General features: G+C 67.3%; 13 protein-coding genes, 4 tRNA genes and 1 pseudogene. 13 read left to right on the top strand and 5 right to left on the bottom strand.

Features of this window, described 5'->3' with window-relative positions; translation table 11 throughout:
• Position 1: 1 nt before the first annotated feature.
• Positions 2–250, bottom strand: a complete 249-nt coding sequence (locus tag ACFHNC_RS09900) for a hypothetical protein (protein ID WP_437169044.1) — start codon at positions 248–250, stop codon at positions 2–4.
• A gap of 416 nt (positions 251–666) precedes the next feature.
• Here ACFHNC_RS09900 and ACFHNC_RS09895 point away from each other — a divergent pair, with 416 nt between their 5' ends.
• Positions 667–1,362, top strand: coding sequence for a hypothetical protein (locus tag ACFHNC_RS09895; protein ID WP_437169043.1), 696 nt, complete (start codon positions 667–669; stop codon positions 1,360–1,362).
• Here the strand turns inward: ACFHNC_RS09895 and ACFHNC_RS09890 are convergent.
• From ACFHNC_RS09890 to rlmB, 4 genes and pseudogenes are all read right to left on the bottom strand, one after another.
• Positions 1,350–1,424, bottom strand: a tRNA-Thr gene (locus ACFHNC_RS09890). The genes ACFHNC_RS09895 and ACFHNC_RS09890 overlap by 13 nt on opposite strands.
• 82 nt (positions 1,425–1,506) lie before the next feature.
• Complete coding sequence (locus ACFHNC_RS09885; RefSeq protein WP_168050579.1) at positions 1,507–1,734, bottom strand: hypothetical protein; 228 nt, start codon at positions 1,732–1,734, stop codon at positions 1,507–1,509.
• Positions 1,735–1,842: 108 nt separating this feature from the next.
• Positions 1,843–2,610: a 2-keto-4-pentenoate hydratase gene (locus ACFHNC_RS09880; RefSeq protein WP_437169042.1), complete on the bottom strand. Its 768-nt coding sequence runs from the start codon at positions 2,608–2,610 to the stop codon at positions 1,843–1,845.
• A 104-nt stretch (positions 2,611–2,714) separates the two neighbouring features.
• Positions 2,715–3,446, bottom strand: a pseudogene (gene rlmB / locus ACFHNC_RS09875) (23S rRNA (guanosine(2251)-2'-O)-methyltransferase RlmB); the annotation flags it as partial.
• A gap of 970 nt (positions 3,447–4,416) precedes the next feature.
• On the opposite strand from rlmB, the gene ACFHNC_RS09870 reads away from it, so the two are divergent.
• The 12 genes from ACFHNC_RS09870 to rpoB all read left to right on the top strand — a co-directional run bounded on the left by ACFHNC_RS09870 (position 4,417) and on the right by rpoB (position 14,544).
• A tRNA-Tyr gene (locus tag ACFHNC_RS09870) sits at positions 4,417–4,499 on the top strand.
• Positions 4,500–4,569: 70 nt separating this feature from the next.
• Positions 4,570–4,643 (top strand) — tRNA-Gly (locus tag ACFHNC_RS09865).
• A gap of 82 nt (positions 4,644–4,725) precedes the next feature.
• Positions 4,726–5,913, top strand: coding sequence for an elongation factor Tu (gene tuf / locus ACFHNC_RS09860; protein ID WP_437169033.1), 1,188 nt, complete (start codon positions 4,726–4,728; stop codon positions 5,911–5,913).
• A gap of 75 nt (positions 5,914–5,988) precedes the next feature.
• Entirely contained in the window at positions 5,989–6,447 is a 459-nt protein-coding gene (locus ACFHNC_RS09855) for an RDD family protein (RefSeq protein ID WP_437169041.1), read from the top strand.
• A 69-nt stretch (positions 6,448–6,516) separates the two neighbouring features.
• Positions 6,517–6,593: transfer RNA gene (locus ACFHNC_RS09850), tRNA-Trp, on the top strand.
• Positions 6,594–6,700: 107 nt separating this feature from the next.
• A complete protein-coding gene (gene secE / locus ACFHNC_RS09845; protein WP_437169040.1) occupies positions 6,701–6,898 on the top strand; it encodes a preprotein translocase subunit SecE in 198 nt (65 codons plus the stop codon).
• Between the two features lie 8 nt (positions 6,899–6,906).
• Entirely contained in the window at positions 6,907–7,443 is a 537-nt protein-coding gene (gene nusG / locus ACFHNC_RS09840) for a transcription termination/antitermination protein NusG (RefSeq protein WP_437169039.1), read from the top strand.
• 211 nt (positions 7,444–7,654) lie between these two features.
• Positions 7,655–8,089 (top strand): 50S ribosomal protein L11, encoded by a 435-nt coding sequence (gene rplK / locus ACFHNC_RS09835; protein ID WP_216837896.1) that lies wholly within the window; start codon positions 7,655–7,657, stop codon positions 8,087–8,089.
• Positions 8,090–8,092: 3 nt separating this feature from the next.
• Positions 8,093–8,794: a 50S ribosomal protein L1 gene (rplA, locus tag ACFHNC_RS09830; protein ID WP_437169038.1), complete on the top strand. Its 702-nt coding sequence runs from the start codon at positions 8,093–8,095 to the stop codon at positions 8,792–8,794.
• 304 nt (positions 8,795–9,098) lie between these two features.
• On the top strand, positions 9,099–9,629 hold the full coding sequence (gene rplJ / locus ACFHNC_RS09825; RefSeq protein WP_437169037.1) for a 50S ribosomal protein L10: 531 nt from the start codon (positions 9,099–9,101) through the stop codon (positions 9,627–9,629).
• A 96-nt stretch (positions 9,630–9,725) separates the two neighbouring features.
• Entirely contained in the window at positions 9,726–10,103 is a 378-nt protein-coding gene (gene rplL, locus ACFHNC_RS09820; protein ID WP_437169036.1) for a 50S ribosomal protein L7/L12, read from the top strand.
• Positions 10,104–10,356: 253 nt separating this feature from the next.
• On the top strand, positions 10,357–14,544 hold the full coding sequence (gene rpoB / locus ACFHNC_RS09815) for a DNA-directed RNA polymerase subunit beta (RefSeq protein ID WP_437169035.1): 4,188 nt from the start codon (positions 10,357–10,359) through the stop codon (positions 14,542–14,544).
• Positions 14,545–14,572 lie beyond the last annotated feature (28 nt).

Genomic DNA, 14,572 nt, shown 5'->3' with positions numbered 1-14,572 from the left:
CTCAGCCGAGCAGCTTGCCCGCGATCAGCGCAACGCCCACCCAGAGAAGCGTGGAAACACCCGCGATCACCAGTAGGCTGGCGCGGCGGCTCAGCCGCTCCGGCGCTGCACGCCCGCGAGCAGAGCGCTCCGTCTCAGAAGCCTGGAGCTGGGTTAGCGGAGCATATTTCGAGATCATCTGATCAGGCGCCCGGTGATTTCTCGCCTTATCGTGATGTAGGCCGGCCGGCCGATCAAGAAAAAAATGCATGCCATCTGAAATTAGTGCAAATCCGCTTCCGCCCTGAACACAGTCTGTGCACAACCACGTTTGATGCAAGAAGATTTGATCTTGAGTCAACAACTGCGTTCACCCAGGCCGGAATGACTTGCTCGCCTGCTGGTTTGGACGGCAGGCATCCGTGCCGGAAAATTTTACATCTCTGCGCAAAATCCGGCCGTTAAGGTGATAACGTATTGAATAATTTGTGTCGCCCGCTTGGCTTTGCGTTTGCTCCTGGAGGCTTGCGACCCAAAAAAGGGGCCGGAGGGACGCGACGCGACTTAATCGGAGTGCGCTGGCTGCTGCACTGTTGACTGTTACGTCGACGACTTCAAGCCAGGCCGCCTCCTTCGATCTGGCGAACTGGGTATGGCAGTGCCAGCGAATACATCCAGGATGGCTACGTGCTGACAGCGATGCCGGAGCAGCACCACATCCTCGGCGAAGACGCGTTCGGGTCATTCACCTATGAGACGCGCAATGAAATCGTTTCTGTTGGTGTGAAGGCTCCCCCCTACACAGACCACACCAGGACCCGCTCACGCAATGCGTGGCTGTTTCCTGACAATGGGGCGGGGCAATTGAGGGGGAACTTCGACTGCAACACCTCCATCTATACGTGCTTCGGCGCCTTCCGCTTTACCTACGTGCTGCCCTTCGAGATTGTCGGACTGGCGGGGGACCTCTCCATCACGCACGGATACTCGGGCAACGCCCAGAACATTCCGTTCTTCGGCTTTGACGCGAGCTACTTGAACCAGTCGTCGAGCGGTGGCCCGAATTTCTACAGTGGGTTCTGGGGCGCGACATTTCCCGCGACCAGCGTCCTGACCATCACCTGGGTTCCAGGCCTGTGGAGTACGGACGACAGCGCCGGATTCGCATTGAACAACCTCACGGTCCTGACCAATCAGGTGGTGGCTGTGCCGGCGCCTGGCGCCTTGGCGCTGTTTGCAACGGCGCTCGGCCTGCTCGGCATTGTCGGACGGCGCGCGGCACAATCGGCACAGGCGGGCTGCGGGTCGGGCGGTGTTCGGCCCGGCTTGGCGGGAAGAAGCGGCCCCCGCCTCCCGCCGCGGGAGGCCGGTGGTGCCGGGTGAGGGGATCGAACCCCCGACCTTCGGTTTACAAAACCGCTGCACTACCGCTGTGCTAACCCGGCATATCGGGTGACGATGCCGAGGTAGCGCGGCGGCCGCGTCATGTCACCCCTGGCGAGGCCAGGCATCCCCCCTCGGGTGCGGTCAGGCGTGCCCGACCTGTCCGAAGGCGTCGTCATTGGTGGCGCGCACTACGGCGGCGAACAGGCGCAACGCATCCGGACCACCGCGGTCCGAGAGCGTGCCCTGCTCCATTTCCTCCGCCAGCAGCTCCGCATGCTCCGCCAGCGTCTCCGCCGCGCGGCGCAGGGCTTCGCGGGACAGGACGAGCTGCAGATCCTCGGGCAGAGTGTTCCAATCGGCTATTCGCATGGCGGTCCCAGCATTCGGGGGCGCCGTCCTGGCGAAAGGCCGCTGGGTGGGTTGCGGCAGCTGTAGAATGGCAGACCGAAATTGCCGGACCGTGAATGCCGCACCGGTTCAGGTGAAGCGCAGCTCCACCCGGCCCAGCGTGTCGAATTCCACCACCACCTCGGAGGGACCCTCGATCCAGATCGGTGGCGTGACCGAACCGAGAAACACCACCTGTCCCGCCCGCAGCCCGCCGAACACGGCAGCGGCCGGGGAGGCGGCGAGCCAGGCCAGCGCTTCCATCGGGTGGCCCAGCAGATCGGCGCCCACACCCTCGCCGCGCAGCGTCCCGCGCACATGCATGCGCCCGCGCGTGGCGCCGAGATCCAGCGTCCGCCAATTCGCCGCGGGCGCGCCGAGCACGCCGCCGGCGTGGAAGACCTGGTCCGCGATCAGCGTCGGCGTGCCGAGGGCGGCCAGGTCGTCATAGCGCTTCTCGACGATCTCGATCGCGGCGAAGACTTCCGCCACCGCGGCCTCGGCCTGGTCGCGGGTGCAGGGACCGGCGGGCAGGTCGGCGCCGAGCCGCAGCCCGACCTCGCATTCCACCCCGGGTGCGACGAAATCCGCCAGCCGCACCGTGGCGGGGGAATGGTGCAGCCCGGCGGCGGGGACGAAACCGGCAGCCGGACCCGTGAGGCCGAGATAGGCCTGCATCTGGCGCGTCGTCGCGCCGATCTTGAAGCCGGCGGGCGGAATGGCACCCATGGCCCGCGCCACCTCACGCTGCACGGCGTAGCCGCCGGCGGTGTCCACCGGGGCATGGGTGCCAAGCGGCACCAGGTTCTGCCGGGCGCGGCGGGCGGCCAGGATGGCGGTGGCGGCGGGGCTGGTCATTCGGGGTCTTCCTCCGCGAGGGATTCGTCGCCCTCATCCTGCTCCAGCATGTCCTCTGGCAGATCATCCTGCGGATCGGGCGCCTCGTCATCCGGCAGTGCGCCGCGGGCGATTTCATACAGCGCGACGGCGGCGGCGGCGGCGACGTTCAGGCTTTCGACCTCCGGCACCATGGGCAGGCATACCAGCTCGTCGCAGGTCTCGCGTTGCAGGCGGCGTAGGCCCGCATCCTCGGCGCCCAGCACCAGCACGCAGCGGCGATCGCGCGGCACGGCCTCGCCCAGGGTGCGCTTGCCCTCACCGGCCAGGCCAAGCACCCAGAAGCCGGCCCTCTGCAAGGCGACGATGGCGCGGGAGAGGTTCACCTCCCGCGAAATCGGCACCAGTTCCAGCGCGCCGGAGGCGGCACGCGCCAGGGCGCCGGTCTCGGGCGGGGCGTGGCGGTCCTGCATCACCACGCAGGCGGCGCCGAAGGCGGCGGCGGAACGCAGGATGGCGCCGACATTGCGCGGATCCGTCACCTGGTCCAGCACCAGCACCGGGCCGGGGCGAGAGGCGATGCAATCCTCCAGCGGCAGCGGCTGCAAGGGTTCGCTCAACAGGGCGGCGCCCTGGTGGATGGAATCCTCCAGCAGGAAGGTCTGGAAGCGGTTGCGCTCCACCCGCTCGGCCGGGATGCGCCAGGACTGGCGCGGCAGGCGCTCGGCCAGCGCGGCCTCGGCTTCCACCGTCAGCAGCAGGCGCTTCAGGCGGCGGCGGGGGTTGGCGAGTGCGGCGGCGACGGCATGCAGTCCATACAGCCACAGCGTGCCACCCGGCGCGGCATCACGGATGATCGCGGCCTGGGAGGGGCGGGGGAGCTTGGCGGGCGGCGCGACGGGGGCGCTGCGCGGGGCCTTGGCTTCACCGCTGCCGCGTCGGTCGCGGCCGCGGGGGGCGGCGTCCGGTGCCTCGGTCGATGCGGGGGCGGGGGCACGGGGGCCACGATCCGCGGTGCGGGCGAAACCGCGATCCGTCTTGCCAGCGAAGCCGCGCGACGGCTTGGCGCCGAAGCTGCGCGGCCCATCGCTGGCCGGGCGCTTGCCCGCGGTGCCGCGCAGCGCCGGCCCGCCGACGGAGCGGGAGGGGCGTTCGCCGAGCGGGCGGAAGGGGCGGTCCTCCGCCGGGTCCCGCGGCGGGCGGGGGCTGTCGCCACGGGCGGCCCGCGGCGCGTCGTCCCTGGGCGGGCGCGGTGAATCGCTGCGCGCGGCGCGGGGGGCGTCACTGCGCGCGGCGCGGGGGGCGTCACTGCGCGGGGCGCGGGGGGCGTCACTGCGCGGGGCGCGGGGGGCGTCGCTGCGCGGGGCACGGGGGGCGTCGCTGCGCGGGGCGCGGGGGGCGTCACTGCGCGGGGCGCGGGGGGCGTCGCTGCGCGGGGCGCGGGGGGCGTCGCTGCGCGGATCGCGGGGTGCGTCGCTGCGCGGGGCGCGGGGCGCGTCGCTGCGAGGCGCGCGGGGCGCCTCATCCCGCGGCGCGGCGTCGCGCGGTGGGCGAGGGGGCTTGCCGCCAGCGGGCGCCTTCCCCTGCGGAGGCTTGCCCCGGGACGATGTGCCGGAAGGCGGGCGGCCGGAGCCAGATGCGGGGCGACGAGACGGGGGACGGGACATTCTGTCATTCTGCGCCGTACCGCGCCCGCTGTCCAAGCTTGGCGCCCATGCGGAGGAAACTCACCCTCCGGCACCCGCCGCCGTTGACATGCGCCGCGCGACCGGGCAAGTCCCGCCGCGCTCTCGGTGACGGGGGCACGGCAGGCCTGGTCAGGGCTGCGGAGGGGTGCCCGAGTGGCTAAAGGGGGCGGACTGTAAATCCGCTGGCTTGCGCCTACGTTGGTTCGAATCCAACCCCCTCCATATCCTCGACACGCCCGGCCAACCAGGCAGCCGATCGGGTGGCGTGGCGCCTTACTTTCCAATACGCGCTGCGGGTGTAGCTCAATGGTAGAGCTCCAGCCTTCCAAGCTGGCTATGCGGGTTCGATCCCCGTCACCCGCTCCACGCGCGCGCGGGCCGGCGGCACCACCAACAGGCGCGGGACATTTCAGGCAGCCCGGGCAGCTGGGCGGATAGCGGGAACATCATGGCCAAGGCGAAATTTGAGCGGAACAAGCCGCACTGCAACATCGGCACGATCGGGCACGTGGACCACGGCAAGACGTCGCTGACGGCGGCGATCACGAAGATCCTGGCGAAGACGGGCGGCGCGACGTTCACGGCGTATGACCAGATCGACAAGGCGCCGGAGGAGCGGGCTCGTGGCATCACGATCTCGACCGCGCATGTGGAGTATGAGACGGCGAACCGCCACTACGCGCATGTGGATTGCCCGGGCCACGCCGACTACGTGAAGAACATGATCACCGGCGCGGCGCAGATGGACGGCGCGATCCTGGTGGTGTCCGCGGCGGATGGTCCTATGCCGCAGACCCGTGAGCACATCCTGCTGGCGCGCCAGGTTGGCGTGCCGGCGCTGGTGGTGTTCCTGAACAAGGTGGACATGGCCGACCCCGACCTGCTGGAGCTGGTCGAGATGGAAGTGCGGGAGCTGCTGAGCAGCTACCAGTTCCCGGGCGACGACATTCCGATCATCCACGGCTCGGCGCTGATGGCGCTGGAGGACAAGCGTCCGGAGATCGGCGAGCAGGCGGTGCTGAAGCTGATGGAGGCGGTGGACGCCTACATCCCGCAGCCGGTGCGTGCGCTGGACCGTCCGTTCCTGATGCCGGTGGAAGACGTATTCTCGATCTCGGGCCGCGGCACGGTGGTGACGGGTCGCGTGGAGCGGGGCGTGGTGAAGGTTGGCGAGGAAATCGAGATCATCGGCCTGAAGAACACGGTGAAGACCGTGGTGACGGGCGTCGAGATGTTCCGCAAGCTGCTGGATAGCGGGCAGGCGGGCGACAACATCGGCGCGCTGCTGCGCGGCGTGAAGCGTGAGGATGTGGAGCGTGGCCAGGTTCTGGCCGCACCGGGTTCGATCACGCCGCACACCGGCTTCTCGGCCGAGGCGTATATCCTGACGAAGGAGGAAGGCGGCCGCCACACGCCGTTCTTCACGAACTATCGTCCGCAGTTCTACTTCCGCACCACGGACGTGACGGGCATCGTGAAGCTTCCCGAGGGCGTCGAGATGGTGATGCCGGGCGACAACGTGACGATGGACGTGGAACTGATCGCGCCGATCGCGATGGATGAGGGGCTGCGCTTCGCGATCCGCGAAGGCGGCCGCACCGTCGGCGCCGGCGTCGTCGCCAAGATCGTCAAGTAGGCGGAGCACCCGCTTCGGGCTGGGCGGGGTGGGGCGCTGCTGCGTCCCACCCCGTTTGCGTTTCAGATGGAGGCGATGATGCCGCAACACGGCGTGGTATTGGCGAGCTTCGGGCGGCGCCTGGCGGCGCAGCTTCTCGACCTGCTGTGGCTGATGCCGCTCTCGGTGCTGCTCGGGACCATCGGTGCCCTGGTCAATGGCGGGGAGCTGTCGCTGGGCGGGGAGATGATGGCCAACATCATCGGCACGCTGGTGGTGCTGATGTTCTGGCTGGAGCGGCAGGGCACGCCGGGCAAGCTGGTGCTCGGCCTGCGGATCGTGGATGCCGATACCGGCCTGCCGCCGCGCTTTGGCGCGCTGGTACTGCGCTACCTGGGCTACCTGATCTCGGCCCTGCCGCTGTGCCTCGGCTATTTCTGGATGCTGTGGGACCCGCGGCGGCAGACCTGGCATGACAAGATGGGCCGCACCCTGGTGGTGCAGTTGCCGCCCGGGTCCAACGGCGGATCCAACGACGGGTCCAATGCACGTTGAAAAGCCTGCCCGGACCATCTCGACAGCCCTCGCCGGCTGGGATAGAGGACGCCGCTCGCGCGGAGCCGTAGGGGCGTAGCTCAATTGGCTAGAGCGCCGGTCTCCAAAACCGGAGGTTGGGGGTTCGAGACCCTCCGCCCCTGCCAAGCGGCCGCGCGAGATCGTGGCCGAAGGCCCCTCCCCAAAGGGAGGGGCCTGCGACGCGCAGCCCGGAAACGCCTTCGTCCGTCGTCATCCGAAAAAGGGGCCCGTCTTGGCCAAGCTCGATCCCGTCCAGTATGTCCGTGAGGTGCGGCAGGAAGTCAGCCGCGTCACCTGGCCGTCGCGCAAGGAGACGCTGATCACGACCGGCCTGGTTCTCGCGCTCTCGGCCCTTGCGGCGGTGTTCTTCCTGGTTGTCGACCAGATCATCGCCTTCGCGATGCGCTGGCTGTTCGGTGTGGGGGCCTGAGGCGGGTCATGGCGGACAAGAAGTGGTACGTGGTCCACGTCTATTCGGGCTTCGAAAAGAAAATCGCCCAGCAGCTGCGTGAGCAGGCGGCCCAGAAGGGCCTGGCCGACGCCTTCGAGGAGATCCTGGTGCCGGCCGAGGAGGTGGTGGAAGTCCGCCGCGGTCAGAAGACCAACCAGGAACGCAAGTTCTTCCCCGGCTATGTGCTGGTGAAGATGGAAATGACCGACGACGCCTGGCACCTGGTGAAGAACACGCCGAAGGTCACCGGCTTCCTCGGCGAGAAGAACCGCCCGACCCCGATTCGGGAGAAGGAAGCGCAGGCCATGCTGCGCCAGGTTCAGGAAGGCGCCGACAAGCCGAAGCGCCCCTCCATCATCTTCGAAGTGGGTGAACAGGTGCGCGTGGCCGATGGCCCCTTCACCAGCTTCATGGGCACGATCGAGGAAGTGGACGAGGAACGCGGCCGCGTGAAGGTCAGCGTCTCCATCTTCGGGCGCTCGACGCCGGTGGAACTGGAATACGGGCAGGTCGAGAAGGTCTGACCGCCCGAGCGCGACAGAATGCGCGGCGGGCCGGATGGAAACATCCGGCCCGTTTTGCTTTTGCGGCTGGACTCGCGCCGGGCCGGCGGCTATACGCCCGCCTCCGCTGACCGGCCCGGGGTTTTCCCGGGCCGTTTCGCGTGGATTGGAACGCGGGAGATCCTTCGGGGTCGCTTGAACCGCGGTCCTCAACAGAGGATGGATCGCACCAGTGGCGAAAAAGATCGTTGGCTACATCAAGCTGCAGGTTCCGGCGGGCAAGGCGAACCCGTCCCCGCCGATCGGCCCGGCGCTGGGTCAGCGCGGCCTGAACATCATGCAGTTCGTGAAGGAATTCAACGCGGCGACGCAGCAGATGGAGCCGGGCACCCCGACCCCTGTCGTCATCACCGCCTATTCCGACCGTACCTTCTCCTTCATCACCAAGACCCCGCCGAACACCTACTTCCTGATGAAGGCTGCCAAGATTGAGAAGGGCAGCCTGACTCCCGGCAAGGGTGCGACCGTGGGCCGCGTCAGCAAGACGCAGCTGCGGGAGATCGCCGCGGTGAAGATGAAGGACATGAACTGCACCGACATCGAGAGTGCCGTTCGCATGCTGGCAGGTTCCGCCCGTTCCATGGGCATGACCGTGGTGGAGGGCTGAGCCATGGCAAAGCAGGGCAAGCGCCTCAAGGCGATCGTCTCCGGTCTCGACCAGGAGAAGAACTACGGCCTCGATGAAGCCATCAAGCTGGCCAAGGCCAATGCGAAGGCCAAGTTCGACGAGACCATTGAGATCACGATGAACCTCGGCATCGACCCGCGCCACGCCGACCAGATGGTCCGCGGCGTCGTCGGCCTGCCGAACGGCACCGGCAAGACCGTGCGCGTGGGCGTTTTCGCCCGCGGCGCGAAGGCCGAGGAAGCGCTGGCCGCTGGCGCCGATGTGGTGGGCGCGGACGACCTGGCCGCCGCCGTGCAGGAAGGCAAGATTGAGTTCGACCGCTGCATCGCGACACCGGACATGATGGCGCTGGTCGGTCGCCTCGGTAAGGTGCTCGGCCCGCGCGGCCTGATGCCGAACCCGCGTCTCGGCACCGTCACCATGGACGTCAAGGGCGCCGTGCAGGCGGCCAAGGCCGGCCAAGTTGAGTTCCGCGCCGAGAAGGCCGGCATCGTGCATGCCGGCATCGGCAAGGCGAGTTTCGAGGCCGACAGCCTGCTGGCCAATGCGCGCGCCTTCATCGACGCGATCCAGAAGGCCCGGCCGACCGGCGCCAAGGGCACCTATGTGAAGAAGGTGGCACTGTCCTCCTCCATGGGTCCGGGGCTGAAGGTCGATCTGGCTTCGCTGTCCAGCGGTAGCTGACCCGTTTCCCGCCCCGAACGGGGCGGGCGTCATTCGGCACCTTTCGGGGTGCCGGGCAGGGCAGGGGCCTCGGTCCCTGTCCGAACCTGTCGGAGACCTCCTGTGGCCTTCGGGCCTTGAAGCGGCGCAAGCCGTGCAGGTGAGAGATGGGGTGCCGAGAAGTTCTGCCGGTTGGGCGCTACGGCGCCCGGCCCGGCTTGGCTTGGTAGGTCCCGTTCCAGCAGGCCTTTCGGGGTGTTTTCCACCCCGCGCTTGAACCGGCCTCAGCCCTTCCAAAAGGCCAAGGCCATTTACGGAGACGGACGTGGACCGTACGGAAAAGCAGGCCTTCGTGCAGGCCCTGCAAGCGGTGTTCGCGGAGACGTCCTTCGTCCTCGTCAGCCAGAACAAGGGCTTGACGGTGGCGGATGCGACGACGCTGCGGCGGCGCATGCGGGAAGCCGGCGCGACCTACAAGGTCGCGAAGAACCGGCTGGCCGCGCTCGCCCTCGATGGTACCAGCTTCCAGGGCATCTCGCCGCTGCTGAAGGGCCCGACCGCGCTTGCGTGGTCGCGGGACCCGGTGGCCGTGGCAAAGACTGCCGTGGATTTCGCCAAGGTGAACGACAAGTTCGTGATCCTTGGCGGGGCGCTCGGGACCCAGACGCTGGACGCCGATGGCGTCAAGGCGCTGGCCGCCCTGCCGTCGCTCGAGACCCTGCGCGCACAGCTTCTGGGCCTGATCCAGACGCCGGCGACGCGGATCGCGGGCATTCTGCAGGCCCCTGGCTCGCAGCTCGCGCGGGTGTTTGCCGCGTATGCCAAGAAGGACGAGGCGGAGGCGGAGGCGGCCTGAGCCCCTCCCCAAGCCTGACGATTCGGCCCGGCGGGAAGGGTTCCCGCTCGGGTCTTGCAAATACCAAGCCAAGCCAATATATCGAAGGATGCACACATGGCCGACCTCGGAAAGCTGGTTGACGAGCTCTCCAGCCTGACTGTTCTGGAAGCTGCTGAGCTGTCCAAGATGCTGGAAGAAAAGTGGGGCGTTTCCGCTGCGGCTCCGGCCGCGGCTGCGGCGGCGCCTGCGGCTGCTGCCGCGGCTGCTCCGGTTGAGGAGAAGACGGAATTCACCGTCACTCTGAAGGCCGCGGGCGACAAGAAGATCAACGTGATCAAGGAGATCCGCACCATCACCGGTCTTGGGCTGAAGGAAGCCAAGGATCTGGTCGAGGGCGCGCCGAAGGTCGTCAAGGAATCGGCGACCAAGGACGAAGCGGCTAAGATCAAGAAGGTGCTGGAAGAGAACGGCGCCGTGGTCGAGGTCAGCTGAACGCGCTGCGCACCCGGTCAGGCCAGGCTTGGTTGGGCCGGGCGCGCAAAATCCCAGGGGCGGGCCTTCGGTCCGTCGCTGGGCGACATATTTACGGGAACGGGCGGAACTCCGAAGCTGGAGTCCCGCCCGCGCCCGCGTTTGACGATGAAACGCCGGGTGGTTGGACCAGCAGGTCCGGGCAAGCGGCGCGAACTGGCGAAATTCCTGCGGGCGCGGTGCGCTGTCGGCAGGCACGGGAAGCGGGACAGGCATGAACGCTATCACGAAGTCGTTCACCGCGCGGAAGCGCATCCGGCGGTCTTTCGGGCGGTTGCCCGAAGTCGCCCCGATGCCAAATCTCATCGATGTGCAGCGCGCCTCCTATGAGGCGTTCCTGCAGATGGGCGTCGATCCGGATGTGCGGCTCCACGCGGGGCTTCAGGAAGTCTTCAAGTCGGTCTTTCCGATCGACGATTTTGGTGGCCGTGGCCGGCTGGAGTTCGTCCAGTACGAGCTGGAGGAGCCGAAATACGATGTCGAGGAATGCATCCAGCGCGGCCTGACCTTCGCCGCCCCGCTGAAGGTGCGTCTGCGCCTCATCGTCTGGGATGTGGATGAGGACACGGGCTCTCGTTCCGTGCGCGATATCAAGGAGCAGGACGTCTACATGGGCGACATGCCCCTGATGACGGATAACGGCACCTTTATCGTCAACGGCACCGAGCGCGTCATCGTCTCCCAGATGCACCGGTCGCCCGGCGTGTTCTTCGACCATGACAAGGGCAAGACGCACAGCAGCGGCAAGTATCTGTTCGCCGCGCGAGTCATTCCCTACCGCGGCTCCTGGCTCGATTTCGAGTTTGACGCCAAGGACATCTGCTACGTCCGCATCGACCGCAAGCGCAAGCTGCCGGCGACCACGCTGCTCTATGCGCTGGATTCCGCCTGGACCCAGCAGCAGCGCGCGGAACGTGCGGCCGCCGGTCTGCCGCCGCTCGAGATCAGCGAGATCCGCGGCATGGATGCCGAGGAAATCCTGAACCAGTTCTACGGCCAGGTGGTGTTCGCCCGTGGCCCCAAGGGCTGGTCGCGCCCCTTCGATCCGGACGCGTTCCGCGGCATCAAGCTGCAGGAGCCGCTGATCGATGCGCGCACTGGCGAGGTCGTGGCCGACAAGGACGTCAAGATGACGCCCCGCGCCGCGCGCAAGATCGCTGAGGGCGGCACCACGGAAGTGTTGGTTGGCCGCATGGACCTGCTCGGCCGCTTCGTCGCCGAAGACATGGTCAACATGGAGACCGGCGAGATCTGGGCCGAGGCCGGCGAGGAGCTGACCGAGCCGAAGCTGAACGCGATTGAGGAAGCCGGGCTGGATCGCCTGGCAACGCTGGCGATCGACCAGGGTGCCGGGCCGTGGATGCGCAACACGCTGGCCGTGGACAAGAACGGCAACCGCGAAGAAGCGCTGATGGACATCTACCGGGTGATGCGCCCGGGTGAGCCGCCGACCGCTGATACGGCGGAGACGCTGTTCCGCGGCCTGTTCTTTGACAGCGAGCGCTACGACCTGTCCGCCGTCGGCAGGGTGAAGATGAACATGCGCCTCGGCTTCTCCGCCGAGGAGGTTCCTGACACGCAGCGCACGCTCCGCAAGGAAGACATCGTCGAGACGGTGCGCGTTCTGCTGCAGCTGAAGGACGGCAACGGCTCGATCGACGACATCGACAATCTCGGCAATCGCCGCGTGCGTTCGGTCGGCGAGTTGATGGAGAACCAATACCGCGTCGGCCTGCTGCGCATGGAGCGCGCGATCAAGGAGCGCATGGGGTCGGTCGATATCGACACCGTCATGCCGCATGACCTGATCAACGCGAAGCCGGCCGCGGCCGCAGTGCGCGAATTCTTCGGCTCCTCGCAGCTGTCGCAGTTCATGGACCAGACCAATCCGCTGTCCGAGGTGACGCACAAGCGCCGCCTCTCGGCGCTTGGCCCGGGAGGCCTGACCCGTGAGCGCGCCGGCTTCGAGGTGCGCGACGTGCACCCGACGCATTACGGCCGCATCTGCCCGATCGAGACGCCGGAAGGCCCGAATATCGGCCTGATCAACTCGCTGGCGACCTTCGCCAAGGTGAACAAGTACGGCTTCATCGAGACGCCGTACCGTCTGGTGAAGGAAGGCAAGGTCACCGGCGCGCCGCGCTACCTCTCCGCCATGGAGGAGGAGCGCCTGGTGGTCGCCCAGGCCGATGCGGAGCTGGATGCGGACGGCAACTTCAAGGCGGAGCTGGTCTCCGTGCGCGATGGCGGCGACTTCCGGCTGGTGAAGCCGGAGGAAGTGACCGCGATCGACGTCTCCCCGAAGCAGCTGGTCTCCGTCGCCGCAGCGCTGATCCCCTTCCTCGAGAACGACGACGCGAACCGCGCGCTGATGGGCTCCAACATGATGCGCCAGGCGGTGCCGCTGATCCAGGCGGATGCACCGCTGGTCGGCACCGGCATGGAAGCGGCGGTGGCCCGCGACAGCGGCGCGACCATCGTGGCCAAGCGCGACGGCGTGGTGGACAGCATCGACGGTGCGCGCATCGTGGTGCGCGCGACGGGCGACGATGGCACGACGCGCGGCGTCGACATCTATCGGCTGCGCAAGTTCATGCGTTCCAACCAGTCCACATGCATTAACCAGCGTCCGCTGGTGAAGGTGGGCGACCGCTGCAACGCCGGCGACATCATCGCCGACGGCCCGTCGACGGAGTTCGGTGAGCTGGCGCTGGGCCGCAACGCTCTCGTCGCCTTCATGCCGTGGAATGGCTACAACTTCGAAGACAGCATCCTGATCAGCGAGCGCATCGCGCGCGATGACGTCTTCACCTCGATCCATATCGACGAGTTCGAGGTAAACGCCCGCGACACCAAGCTGGGCCAGGAGGAAATCACCCGCGACATTCCCAACGTCGGTGAGGAAGCGCTGCGCAACCTCGACGAGGCGGGCATCGTCTATATCGGGGCCGAAGTGCAGCCGGGCGACATCCTGGTCGGCAAGGTGACGCCGAAGGGCGAAAGCCCGATGACGCCGGAGGAGAAGCTGCTCCGCGCCATCTTCGGCGAGAAGGCCTCCGACGTGCGCGACACGTCGCTGCGGCTGCCGCCGGGCGTGGCCGGCACGATCGTTGATGTCCGCGTGTTCAGCCGCCGCGGCGTCGACAAGGACGAGCGCGCCATGGCGATCGAGCGTTCGGAGATCGAGCGCCTGGCCAAGGACCGTGACGACGAGAAGGCGATCCAGGAGCGCAGCTTCCATTCGCGCCTGCGCGAGCGCCTGATCGGCCGCAAGGCCTCCGGCGGTTTCCGCGGCGTGAAGGCGGGCACCGAGATCAATGACGAGGTGCTGGAGCAGTTCGCCAAGCAGACCTGGCGCCAGATCGGCGTCCAGGATGATGCGGCGATGGCCGAGATCGAGGGCATCAAGCGGGAATTCGACGCAGCCGTCGAGCGTCTGCAGAAACGCTTCGAGAGCAAGGTCGACAAGCTGCAGCGCGGCGATGAGCTGCCGCCCGGCGTGATGAAGATGGTCAAGGTCTTCGTCGCGGTGAAGCGCAAGCTGCAGCCGGGCGACAAGATGGCCGGCCGTCACGGCAACAAGGGCGTCGTCTCCCGCGTGGTTCCGATCGAGGACATGCCGTTCCTGGAAAGCGGCCAGCCGGTGGACCTCGTGCTGAATCCGCTGGGTGTGCCGTCGCGCATGAATGTCGGGCAGATCCTGGAGACCCATCTGGGCTGGGCCTGCGCCAATATCGGCCGCCAGATCGGCGAGCTGGTTGAGGAGTATCGCCGCGGCGGTGCGATGCGCGAGGAACTGATCACCAAGCTGCGCGAGGCCTATCCGGACGAGACGATCAAGGCCGAGATCGATCCGATGGATGACGACCAGCTGATCGAGCTTTGCGAGAACCTGAAGAAGGGCGTCGCCATCGCGACGCCGGTCTTCGACGGTGCGCGCATGGCCGACATCGAGGGCATGCTGACCAAGGCGGGCCTCGACAAGTCCGGCCAGTCCTGGCTGACGGATGGCCGCTCCGGTGAACGCTTCGAGCGCAAGGTCACGGTCGGCTACATCTACATGCTGAAGCTGCACCACCTGGTGGATGACAAGATCCACGCGCGCTCCATCGGCCCGTATTCGCTGGTCACCCAGCAGCCGTTGGGCGGCAAGGCGCAGTTCGGTGGACAGCGCTTCGGCGAAATGGAGGTCTGGGCCCTGGAGGCTTATGGCGCCGCCTATACGCTGCAGGAGATGCTGACGGTGAAGTCGGACGACGTGTCTGGCCGCACCAAGGTCTACGAGGCGATCGTGCGCGACCAGGACAATTTCGAGGCGGGCGTTCCGGAATCCTTCAACGTGCTGGTGAAGGAACTGAAGTCGCTCGGCCTGAATGTCGATCTCGAGAACCGCCCGACCTGATCGGCCGCGTTGACTTCCCCGCGCTGGT

It is taken from the genome of Falsiroseomonas sp. E2-1-a4, from assembly GCF_051433165.1.
In the GTDB taxonomy this organism is placed as follows: Bacteria; Pseudomonadota; Alphaproteobacteria; order Acetobacterales; family Acetobacteraceae; genus Falsiroseomonas.
This window is presented reverse-complemented; position numbering and strand designations above follow the sequence as displayed.